Annotated in this window: 10 protein-coding genes; 4 read left to right on the top strand and 6 right to left on the bottom strand. The window is 67.9% G+C overall.

The features are described from left to right. The 4 genes from U9977_RS16860 to U9977_RS16845 all read right to left on the bottom strand — a co-directional run. The coding region (locus U9977_RS16860) for an AAA family ATPase (RefSeq protein ID WP_322750228.1) at window positions 1-764 on the bottom strand (764 nt) is incomplete at its 3' end. A 77-nt stretch (window positions 765-841) separates the two neighbouring features. After that, complete coding sequence (locus U9977_RS16855) at window positions 842-2,134, bottom strand: DUF4350 domain-containing protein (protein ID WP_322750227.1); 1,293 nt, start codon at window positions 2,132-2,134, stop codon at window positions 842-844. Further along, entirely contained in the window at window positions 2,131-2,775 is a 645-nt protein-coding gene (locus U9977_RS16850) for a DUF4129 domain-containing protein (RefSeq protein ID WP_322750226.1), read from the bottom strand. The genes U9977_RS16855 and U9977_RS16850 overlap by 4 nt, the downstream gene beginning before the upstream one ends. A gap of 5 nt (window positions 2,776-2,780) precedes the next feature. Further along, complete coding sequence (locus tag U9977_RS16845) at window positions 2,781-3,902, bottom strand: hypothetical protein (protein WP_322750225.1); 1,122 nt, start codon at window positions 3,900-3,902, stop codon at window positions 2,781-2,783. Between the two features lie 173 nt (window positions 3,903-4,075). Between U9977_RS16845 and U9977_RS16840 the strand changes: the two genes are divergently transcribed. The 4 genes from U9977_RS16840 (at window position 4,076) to secA (ending at window position 10,128) form a co-directional block, all read left to right on the top strand. Then, window positions 4,076-4,891 (top strand): ComF family protein, encoded by an 816-nt coding sequence (locus tag U9977_RS16840; protein WP_322750224.1) that lies wholly within the window; start codon window positions 4,076-4,078, stop codon window positions 4,889-4,891. Between the two features lie 240 nt (window positions 4,892-5,131). After that, window positions 5,132-5,881, top strand: coding sequence for a ribosome hibernation-promoting factor, HPF/YfiA family (gene hpf / locus U9977_RS16835; RefSeq protein ID WP_322750223.1), 750 nt, complete (start codon window positions 5,132-5,134; stop codon window positions 5,879-5,881). A 123-nt stretch (window positions 5,882-6,004) separates the two neighbouring features. Then, window positions 6,005-6,715, top strand: a complete 711-nt coding sequence (locus tag U9977_RS16830; protein WP_322750222.1) for a response regulator transcription factor — start codon at window positions 6,005-6,007, stop codon at window positions 6,713-6,715. A 443-nt stretch (window positions 6,716-7,158) separates the two neighbouring features. After that, window positions 7,159-10,128 (top strand): preprotein translocase subunit SecA, encoded by a 2,970-nt coding sequence (gene secA / locus U9977_RS16825; RefSeq protein WP_322750221.1) that lies wholly within the window; start codon window positions 7,159-7,161, stop codon window positions 10,126-10,128. Between the two features lie 35 nt (window positions 10,129-10,163). Here secA and U9977_RS16820 read toward each other — a convergent pair whose 3' ends face one another. Next, on the bottom strand, window positions 10,164-10,760 hold the full coding sequence (locus U9977_RS16820) for an Rv3235 family protein (protein WP_322750220.1): 597 nt from the start codon (window positions 10,758-10,760) through the stop codon (window positions 10,164-10,166). A gap of 34 nt (window positions 10,761-10,794) precedes the next feature. Then, window positions 10,795-11,097: LysM peptidoglycan-binding domain-containing protein (locus U9977_RS16815; protein WP_322750219.1), on the bottom strand; the 303-nt coding region annotated here is incomplete at its 5' end.

The raw sequence follows: 11,097 nt of genomic DNA, 5'->3' as shown, positions 1-11,097 counted from the left end.
ATGTAGGCGAGGACGTCCGGTCGGACCGCGACGGCGCGGACGGCGTCGCGGGCGACCGCCAACTGCGACGGTCCGGCGACCGGCCGGATTCCGGCCGCATCGAGGTTGGCGGGGTCGAAGCCGGACGCGTGGTGGGCGAGCATCCTGATCTCGTCGTCCCGCGGCGGCAGCGGCACGGTGAGTTTCAGCAGGAAGCGGTCGAGCTGCGCTTCGGGCAGCGGGTAGGTGCCTTCGTGCTCGATCGGGTTCTGGGTGGCGATGACCGCGAACGGTACCGGCAGCCGCCGCGGTGCTCCGTCGACGCTGACCTGGTGTTCCTCCATCGCCTCCAGGAGCGCGGCCTGAGTCTTGGGCGGCGTCCTGTTGATTTCGTCGGCAAGCAGCAGGTTGGTGAACACCGGCCCTTCCCGGAAGGTGAACCGGGATGTGCCGATGTCGTGGACGAGCGATCCGGTGACGTCTCCCGGCATCAGATCGGGGGTGAACTGCAGCCGCTTGGTCTCCAGGGACAACGCCGCGGCGAGTGCCCTGACCAGCAGGGTCTTGGCAACCCCCGGGACGCCCTCGAGCAGCGCGTGCCCGCGGCAGAGCAGTGCCACGACAAGGCCGCTGACCGCGGCATCCTGGCCGATGACAGCCTTGCCCACCTCCTCGCGCAGCGCGATCAGCGCTTGGCGGGCCGCTTCGGATTCATCCGGTGTACCCCGATGAGGGGGGGATTCGGCCGCCGGCGGGCCGGGATACAGGTGCGGTTCGGTCGACATGGCTGACCCGGTGGCCGTCTCTTTCTGTGAAGGTTTCGTTACCACAACATCGCTGTCGCTGGGTGTTCCCGGGGCGCTCATCCCGCCGCCACGTCCTGGTCGAGCGCGTCGAGCTGCTCCGCCAGCCCCAACAGCGCATGATCGTCGACTGATGCGCCCTTTGTCTGGAACATGCCGGCTGCCGCGGTGGTGTGGTGACTCATCCCGGAACCGTACAGGAGCGATGCGATCTCGACCGGTGACCGCCCGGTTCGATCGGCGACCGAGGTCACGAGCGCGTTCGGGTCCGGTTCGGGATGCGTGGCCGCGGGGTTCCGCGAGGTTGGTGGGCCGGCCCGGGTCGCCAGCCCGAGTCGTTCGGCCAGGCGCGCCCGCAGTCCCGCCCGCAGCGCCGCTGCGACCAGTTCCCGTGCCTTCCCCGCCGCGTAGAGCCGTCCCCGCCCCTCGACGGTCTCAGCCGCCCGCACCACGACCGGCAGCGGTTCGGCCACCGGCGGCCCGAGCCTGCGTCCGCGCCACAGGGCGAGGACGACCAGCGCGACGGCGAGCTGGAGACAGCCGAGCACGACCCGGTCGGGAAGCAGGTCGACCAGACTGCTGCGGGCGGCGACGGAGCCCGGCCCGCCCGGTTGCGGGAGCACCCAGGTCACCGCCGCATGCCGGTTGAGAAGCCCGATTGCGAGTGCCGCGTTGCCCTCGTGGGCCAGCTGCCCGTTGGTCATGAACGCGGCGCTACCGGCTACGACGAACCGTCCGGGCCGGCGCCCCGCCGTGGCGCCGGCCGGTTGCGCCAGCACGACCAGGGTCGCGGTCGCATGCACCGGGTAACAGGCCGCCACCCGGCTGGCGCTCGGCTGGGTGACGCGGAAGCCCGAACCGCCGCCAAGAGTGGCGGCCTGTGCCACCTCGGCCTCGGGCAGCCCGCACCCCGGCACAGGTGTCGCGGGCGCGACGCCGCCGGTGTTGGCCAGCGGTAGATCCAACGCCTCGAGGACAGCGGTGACCGGCTCGATGAGCAGCAGGTCGCTGCCCCGGTTGACCGTGTTGGCAAGGGCATCAAGGGTCGCCGGGGTGACGCGCTCGGGATATGCCAGCACGATCGTGGTGTCGCGACCCGCGGCAGTTGCCGTGGCCTCGGTGGGGTTGTCCGTCACCGTGACGCCGACGCCGTGTGCCCCAAGGATCTCAGCCAGTGCTCTGGTCCCACCCGGTGCGGCCGACGTCGGATCGAGCGGGCGGCCGTTGGGCGTGGCAACCATGGTGGATGCGGCGGCGGACGCGATGACCAGCAGGACGAGGACGGCGCCGGCCCGGACTCGACGCTGGACCGCCCCGGGGGCAGGTCCGGTACGCAGCGCGGTGGTGGTCACGCCGGCGCCGTGAAGGTGCGAACCGGCTGGCCCACCAGGTGCGGCCGCATACCCATCAGCACCTCATCCGCCTGGACGACGAGCCGGTAGGAGGCCGCGGATGCCTCGGTCCCGCCGTACCAGATCTCGCTGAACACCGTTACCGCCGCGTCCAGAGCGGGCGTTTTCCCGGCGTCGATTCGGGCGATCTCGGCGACGAGCTCGCCCGCGGTGCGTCCCGGCCGGGGTTCCAGCACTCCTGTCTCCTCCAACATCCGCACGATTGCCCGCAGTCGTGACCGCACCGCTTCGGCAAAGGCACCCGCCAGCGCACGGCTGTCGGCCTCGGCTCGCAGCGCGGCGGCGGACAGCGGGCTGCCGAGATCAAGATCGACTATCTTTGTTCGCGCGGTCCGTCGTACCGGGCCGAGCCGTAGCCACACGACGCCGGCGACCAGGGCCATCACGATGACGACCGCCGCTATGCCGAGCCCGTGGCCCGACGGCTGGGTGGCGCTGGTCCACAGGTCGGTCAGCCGGTCGCCGATCCAGCTCAGCACGCGCTCGGTCCATCCCGGCCCGGCATCGTGGTAGATGCCCCTGGAAAGTTCGTGGCGAGCGTCGTCCGCCGCCCCGTCGCGGGTTACCGTCGGCCCGACCATGACGTCTACTGGTATCCCCGGCCGCTCGTCGCACGGTCCCGTGCCGCTTGGGCGAGGGTTACGTCCAGGCCTTCCAACCGGATGCGGCGGTCGATGTACAGCAGCACGATGACCCCCGCCGTGATGGGCGTGGTCACAGCCCGGACCGCGATGTTCATGACGGCGGTGACCAGGAGGCCGAGCGTTGTCAGGGCGCCGCTGTAGGGATCGGTCAGCGAGCCGCCACCAGCGGTGATGATCACGGCCAGGGGGATCAGGAGGATGGCCGTGAGGACCGTGACCATGACGTAGGTGAGCAGTATGATCCCGAAGGTTCGCCACCATGCGCCACGGACCAGCGTCCACGAACGCCGCATGGCCGTCCCGATGCTCCCGCCCTCGAGGATGAATGCGGGCGTTGACATGGCCAGCGCGACCGTGACGAACAGGGCGCCGATGATCAGCCCGATGAGTCCGAGAAGGGTCAGGGCGCCTACTGCGAGGGACAGGCCGATCAGGCCTCCCAACCGGGGCTGGATGCGTCGCAGGGCTTCGCCGGCACTCATCTTGCTACCCAGGGTAGCGTCGCTGATCACCGCGCTCAGCATCCCGGCCAGGACGATGGCGAGAACGCCGTAGAGCACAGCGGTGATGATCGTGGCGAAGATCTCCGCGTTGGTGGACGTCCGTTGACTCCAGGCCGTCAGCAGAGTGCTGATGATCTGGACCACGGTGGTCGCGGCGACGGTCAGCCCGATGGTCGCCCCGGGGTTCTGGCGCAGTGCGGAGAAGGCACCATCGAGAATCTCGCCGACCGCGAGCGGCCGTAGCGGGATGATCCCCGGCTTTTCGGCCTGTTGCCATGGTCCGGGCTGTCCCGGTCCCCACTGGCCGGGTCCGCCCGGTTGCTGCTGGTTCCAGCCGGGTGGCGGCTGTGGCTGGCCCCAGCTGGGCGGGGGCGGCTGTGGCTGGCCCCAGCTGGGCGGGGGCGGCTGTGGCTGGCCCCAGCCGGGCGGGGGCGGCGGTTGCTGGTTCCAGCCGGGTGGCGGCTGTGGTTGGCCCCAGCCGGGCGGGGGTGGCGGTTGGCCCTGAGCGGGATCGGGCCCGCCATGCTGCTGCGGCTGCCCCCAGCCGGGTCCGTCGGTCATGTCGGCCTCCCTGAAGTCGTATGTCTCGGAGCCTCTGCCAGCGCGGGGAGAGGCGACTTCCCGCAGATCATTTCGTGCGGCGCTCTTCGCGGCCATTGTCGTCCACAGCCGGGTTGTCCACAGGGACTGCAGCGCCCTCGCCAAGCGGACGCAACGGGCCGACCATCCCATACATGCCCAACACGTATATCGGCGCCGCATTCGAGGTCCTTTTGGATCTTCTCCTGCCGCGTGCCTGCGCCGGCTGTGGCCGTCCGGGCCCGGCGGTCTGCCCGACCTGCGCAGCCTCGGTCGATCGTCCGGCATTCCTCGCCGCTCCGGGACAGATGGCCACACCGGGGCGGCGGGGGCCACCACCGCGATGCTTTTCCGGCGCCGTCTACGACGGACCGTGCCGCCAGCTTCTGCTGGCGTTCAAGGAGAAAGGCCGGCAGGACGCCCGGCGGCCCTTGGCGTTGGCGCTTGCCCGCGCGGTGATGGCGGCCCGCGTCGGGACGGCGCATACCGGCTTGGTGATTCTTGTGCCGGTGCCGTCGACCCGGTCGGCCGTTCGCCGGCGAGGTTTCGACCATGTACGCAGGCTCGGTGACGGCGCCGCGGGGGTGCTGCGCGCGGCCGGGGTGCCGGTACGGGTGGTCGCGATGCTGCGGGCGGCCCGGGCGGTGGCCGATCAGGCCGCTCTATCCGCGGTGGAGCGTGCGAGCAATCTCAGCGGTGCGTTCGGGCTGCGACACGGAGTCCGAATTGTCGACGAACTCCGTCTCGCCAGGGGTTTGCCGGGGCAGGACAGGGTCACTCACTGTTCACCGCCGGCCGCGTTGTTCATTGTCATCGACGATGTTGTGACGACGGGAGCGACCCTGACCGAGGCTGCGCGGGCGCTGCGTGCCGGTGGGGTACCGGTATCAGCCGCCGCCGTAGTCGCCGCGACGTCTGCGCGCCGCCGCGCTCCTCGAGACATCGGCGCGCCGCCGCCCTTCTCGAGATGACCGGCCCCAAGGTGTCCATTTGCCTGCGACCGGGGTACCGCAGGGTTGAAACTGTCGTCACCCGCACCGGCGCCGCGGGAGTGGACAAGCGAAGAGACGGACCAGGGCGCTCGGGGTCCGGCCGGAAGGAACGAGGCAGATAAGCCCTGACATACGGAATTGCATCGGAAGGTCGGATTGGCTCGATCCCGCGGGATCGTTCGGTCATCGCCGCCTCCGGTCGACAGGAAGGTGAAACGAGTGGACATCGTCTTCAAGGGAAGGCACACCGCGGTTCCCGAGAGGTTCCGCAAGCACGCCGAAGCCAAGATTGCGAAGCTGGAGCGGTTCGATCACAAGGCCTTCCGGGTGGATGCTGAGCTCTCCCGCGAACACAATCCGCGGATGGCGGATGTCTGTGATCGTGTTGAGCTAACCGTGTTCTCACGGGGCCCGGTGATCCGAGCCGAGGCTGCCGCCGCGGATCCGTTCGCTGCGTTCGACCTGGCAGCGGCAAAGCTCACGGAACGGCTACGGCGCGCCGCTGAACGACGCAGCTGTCACAACGGCGCGGCGCGTGGGTCGTCGGGCCAGCTCTCGCGGGCCGTGGGCGAGCCGCGGGTCGGTACGGAAGGCTTCGGCGACTCCGCGAGGCGTGCCGACCCCGATCGTGACGGCGATGTCCACGCAGGTGCCGATAGCGACGCAGATTACGGGGATCCGGACTGGTCGCCCATGGTCGTCCGTGAGAAGATCCATCGAGCCACGCCGATGACTCTCGACGATGCCCTGTCGAACATGGAGCTCGTCGGTCATGACTTCTACCTCTTCCGGGACGTCCGCACGGGTCTGCCGAGCGTGGTGTACCGAAGGTGTGGATACGACTACGGAGTGATCCGGCTTGAGTCGGGCGAGCACGACGAGCCCGATGCGGGCACCGCAGGACGAGATCGCCGGACCAGCCGGGGCGAGAGGTATGACGAACCTCGTGGCGCGGTTGCAACGGTGTAAACGTATGCAGGTCTAGTCGACGTGGGACCATCTGCCGTGGACGTCTTCAGTCACGTCCCGGCCACCCCGTGCACCGGCACGGGGTGGCCGAGGCGCAGGCCGTCGCGACGCGAAGGAGGTCACATGACGGGGGATGGGCGCCAACTCGGGGAGGATGGGTCGCCGTCACCGACGGATCCCATACGGGTGCTCGTCGTAGACGACCATGCGCTGTTCCGGCGCGGTCTGCAAATGGTCCTCGAACAGGAGGCCAACATCGAGGTGGTCGGCGAAGCCGCGGATGGTGCGGAAGCCGTCACGATGGCGGTCGACATGGCACCGGACATCGTCCTCATGGATGTCCGGATGCCGCGGCGCGGTGGGATCGACGCGACCAGCGCAATCAAGCAGGCCGTACCCAGTGCGAAGATCGTGATGTTGACCATCAGCGACGAGGAGGCAGACCTCTACGACGCGATCAAGGCGGGCGCGATGGGGTACCTGCTCAAGGAGATCTCGATCGACGAGGTTGCCACCGCGATCCGTGCCGTGCACGGTGGCCAGAGCCTGATCAGCCCTTCGATGGCGTCGAAACTCCTCACCGAGTTTGCATCGATGATCAAAAAGGCGGACGACCGGCCGCAGCTGCCGACACCCCGCCTCACCGATCGCGAGATGGAGGTCCTGCGGCTCGTCGCCAAGGGGCTCAACAACCGTGATATAGCCAAGCAGCTCTTCATCAGCGAAAACACGGTTAAGAACCACATCCGCAACATCCTCGAGAAGCTTCAGCTGCACTCACGCATGGAGGCGGTGGTCTACGCGGTTCGGGAGAAGCTTCTGGAGATCACCTGAGATCACGGCGGACGCCGTGCGACAGCTCTGGTGATCCCCGGATGGGCCCCGTCCCAGTTGGACGTCGTCCGGGCGGGTTCGGCCGATCCCGTGCCGAACCCGGACTTCGCCGACTTCGGGCACCGATGCCGGGCCTCGGGCGTTGTTCTGGTCGGAGTGTGGCCATGGTGTCGGTCGCTCTTACGGCGGAGCCCCGGCTTCCCGTCACCCGAAGCGAGTCATGATCGTGTCACTTCTGGTCGGCCGGGTAGCCTGTGGAACCGCCGACCCGTGGGATGGCCGGATCGATCAGCACGGAGGGACTGGGGCGTATCTGATGGATCTTCGATCGTGCGGATCGATGCCCAGTCAGATACGCCCTAGCCTTGGCAACATCCACGAGACACGGCCTAGTCTCGTTGTGTAGGTGACCCCGCCGACCAACCGCCCGAGGAGTTTCGCCCGTGGTGCTCGAGAAGATCCTCCGTGCCGGCGAGGGTCGCATTCTGCGCAAGCTCAAGGCGATCACAGATCAGGTGAACCTCCTCGAGGACGACTTCGTCGGGCTCACGGACACCGAGCTTCGCTCGATGACCGACGAGTTCCGCCATCGGCTCGATGCGGGCGAAACCCTCGACGAGATCCTCCCCGAGGCGTTTGCGGCGGTGCGTGAAGCGGCCCGACGGACTCTGGGGCAGCGGCACTTCGACGTCCAGATCATGGGCGGTGCGGCGCTGCACCTGGGAAACATCGCCGAGATGAAGACGGGTGAGGGCAAGACCCTCGTGTCCACGTTGCCCGCCTATCTCAACGCGCTGTCCCGCAAGGGCGTACACATTATCACGGTCAACGATTACCTGGCCCAGCGGGACGCGGAGAACATGGGCCGGGTACACCGCTTTCTCGGTTTGACGGTCGGCGTCATTCATCCGCAGATGCAGCCGGCCGTCCGTCGCCAGCAGTACGAGGGCGACATCACCTACGGCACCAACAACGAGTTCGGCTTCGACTATCTGCGGGACAACATGTCCTGGAGCGGCGAGGAACTCGTCCAGCGCGGGCACAACTTCGCCGTCGTCGACGAGGTCGACTCGATTCTGGTCGACGAGGCCCGAACCCCGCTGATCATCAGCGGTCCGGCGGACAACCCAACCCGTTGGTACACCGAGTTCGCCCGTATCGCTCCGATGCTGGTGAAGGACACGGACTACGAGGTCGAAGAAGGCAAGCGGACGGTCGCCATCACGGAGTCCGGGGTGGCGAAGGTCGAGGACCAGCTTGGTATCGACAACCTCTACGAATCCGTGAACACACCGCTCGTCGGCTACCTCAACAATTCACTGAAGGCGAAGGAACTCTACCGCCGGGACAAGGACTACATCGTCACGGACGGCGAGGTCCTCATCGTCGACGAGTTCACCGGCCGTGTCCTGCACGGGCGTCGTTACAGCGAGGGAATGCACCAGGCGATCGAGGCCAAGGAGAAGGTCGAGATCAAGCAGGAGAACCAGACCCTGGCCACGATCACCTTGCAGAACTACTTCCGGCTGTACGACAAGCTGTCCGGTATGACCGGAACCGCGATGACCGAAGCAGCCGAGTTCCACCAGATCTACACACTCGGCGTCGTGCCGATTCCGACGAACAAGGCGATGGTCCGGGCGGACCAACCCGATGTCGTGTACAAGACCGAGGTCGCCAAGTTCGATGCGGTCGTCGATGACATCGCCGAGCGTAATACGAAGGGGCAGCCGGTTCTTGTCGGCACGACCAGCGTGGCGAAGTCGGAGTACCTGTCCAAGCAGCTGACCAAACGCGGCGTGAAACATGAAGTGCTCAACGCCAAGCACCACGAGCGGGAAGCATTGATCATCGCTGAGGCCGGATGCAGGGGCGCGGTGACCGTTGCCACCAACATGGCCGGCCGCGGCACCGACATCATGCTTGGTGGCAACCCGGAGTTTCTTGCCCAGGCGGAGCTGCGGGAGCGTGGCCTCAGCCCGATCGAGTCCCCCGAGGACTACGAGGCGGCGTGGCCGGAGGCCCTGGAAAAGGCGCGGGCGTCGGTCGGTGCTGAACATGACGAGGTCGTGGAGCTAGGCGGGCTCTACGTCCTCGGCACCGAGCGTCATGAGTCCCGCCGGATCGACAACCAGCTGCGTGGACGAGCCGGCCGGCAGGGCGACCGCGGTGAGTCCCGGTTCTATCTGTCGCTGGGCGACGATCTCATGCGGCTGTTCAACGCCGCCGCTGTCGAAGGCATCATGGACAGACTCAACATTCCCGAAGACGTGCCGATCGAGTCGAAAATCGTCACCCGCGCGATCCGGTCTGCGCAGACGCAGGTCGAAGGTCAGAACTTTGAGATCCGAAAGAATGTCCTGAAGTACGACGAGGTGATGAACAAGCAGCGCACCGTCATCTATGAGGAGCGTCGCAAGGTTCTCGAAGGCGCGGACCTGCACGAGCAGATCCGTCATTTCGTCGACGACACGGTGGACGGCTATGTCCGGGGCGCGACAGCGGATGGCTATCCCGAGGAGTGGGACCTCGACACTCTCTGGTCCGGTCTTGGTGAGCTGTACCGGGTGGGTGTGGAAATTCCGGCCCCTGACGAACGCGACGGACTGACGACCGAAACGCTGGTCGAGGATCTGCAGGCCGATGCCCACGATGCCTACGATCGGCGCGAGGAAGAGCTGGGTTCCGGTCCGGACGGCGAACCGCTCATGCGTGAACTGGAGCGCCGGGTCGTCCTGGCGGTGCTCGACCGAAAGTGGCGCGAGCACCTTTACGAAATGGACTACCTGCAGGAGGGTATCGGCCTGCGGGCAATGGGGCAGCGTGATCCGTTGGTCGAGTACCAGCGGGAAGGCTACGATATGTTCCAGACGATGATGGAGGGCATCAAGGAGGAATCGGTCAGGCTGCTGTTCAACGCCGAGGTCCAGATTCCCTCCACAGACGGCACGGCTGCCCAGAGCGTGAGTCCGCCGGACGGCACAGCGATCGTCCCGGCCGATGGCGAGACGCAGGCAGCGGACGGCGCTGCGCTGGTCGCGGCGGTACGGGCCGCCACGGCGGGTGCCGCCACCGACGGCACCGTCCCGGTTGCCCCGCCGGCGCAGGGCACGCCGCAGACCTCTGGCCGCCCGCCGGTGCCGACTCCGCCGCCGGTATTCGTCAAGGGTCTGGAACCACGTCGACCTGCGGATAATCTCCGCTACACCGCGCCGTCGGTGGACGGCGGATCCACCGCGGTCACCACTGAGGTCACCACCGGGACATCCCCCGGTGGGCTCGCTGGAGCAGTAGGCGCCCCGACGGCCACCGCAGGCAGTAGCCGCCCTGCTCGCAACGCACCGTGCCCATGTGGATCCGGGCGCAAGTACAAGCGGTGCCATGGCGACCCGGCGAACCGCAGCACAGCCTGATCTACGCCCCTGTTGCCGGTCGCTCTTATTGTGATCTAGCGGGTTTGTAGCGCCGTGACCTGCCAGCGCCCTCTGCTCGTTTCCATTCGCAAGGCGAGGGCCGATACGCGCTCGCCTCGGGCGATCACCGCGGCAACCTCGGCTATCCCTTCCCGGGGCTCGCATATCCGCACGCAGCGCAAGGTGTAGCGCTGTTTGCGGACGTTGTTCGCGGCCAGCTGTTCGAGGTCTGCCTGGACCTGCGCAGACGTCCACGTGGCAAGGTGCGCGACGGGCCGGATGCCGGTCATGGCCTCCACGATGGCGCGCACGACAACGGTCGCGACGGCACGCGCCGTCGGGGTGGAGCGGTTGGGCGCCTCGACAGGTCCGGACCTGGCTGTGGGCCGCCTTGGCCCGTTGGCGGACCCGTTGGCGGACCCGGTGCCGGACCCGTGCTGTGTTGGATCATCCATGCGGGTGCCGGGCAGAGCGAGGACGACGGGAGCCGCCGCGCAGTGGGCGGGCGGCGATGCGACCAAGGCCACCGCTTGTGGGTCGTCATCATACGGAGGGTCGGTGGGCGTGATCGGTATCTGGTAGAAGCGACGTGCGCGGGTGGAGCTTGCACGTGCGGGTGCCACAACGGTCACAGCGCTGTTCTCCAGGTCGGCGGGGCGGGCGGGGTCAAGGCCCGGGGCGGGGCGGCTGGAGCCGCTGACCGGGCAGGATCGTGTCGGGGTCAGGGCCGATCACATGCTCGTTGGCGGCCCACCACCGTGGCCATTCCCGCGCGATCTGCGCGGTGGTCGTGTCTGGCCCGAGAGAACGGGCGGCGATTGCCCAGAGAGTGTCGCCGCGGAGCACGACGACCTCGGCGCTGGCCAGGACGCTGGTACCGGATGGTGGGGATGGCGGCTGTCCGGGGCTACCGATTCCGAGCGGCCCAGGCGCTACCAGGGGATCGCGTGACGGGGCGGCGTGCGGGTC

This window comes from Protofrankia sp. Cas8 (genome assembly GCF_963555845.1).
Classification (GTDB): domain Bacteria; phylum Actinomycetota; class Actinomycetes; order Frankiales; family Frankiaceae; genus Protofrankia.
Note: the sequence above shows the minus strand (reverse complement) of the source record. Positions and strands in the feature narration are given on the sequence as shown.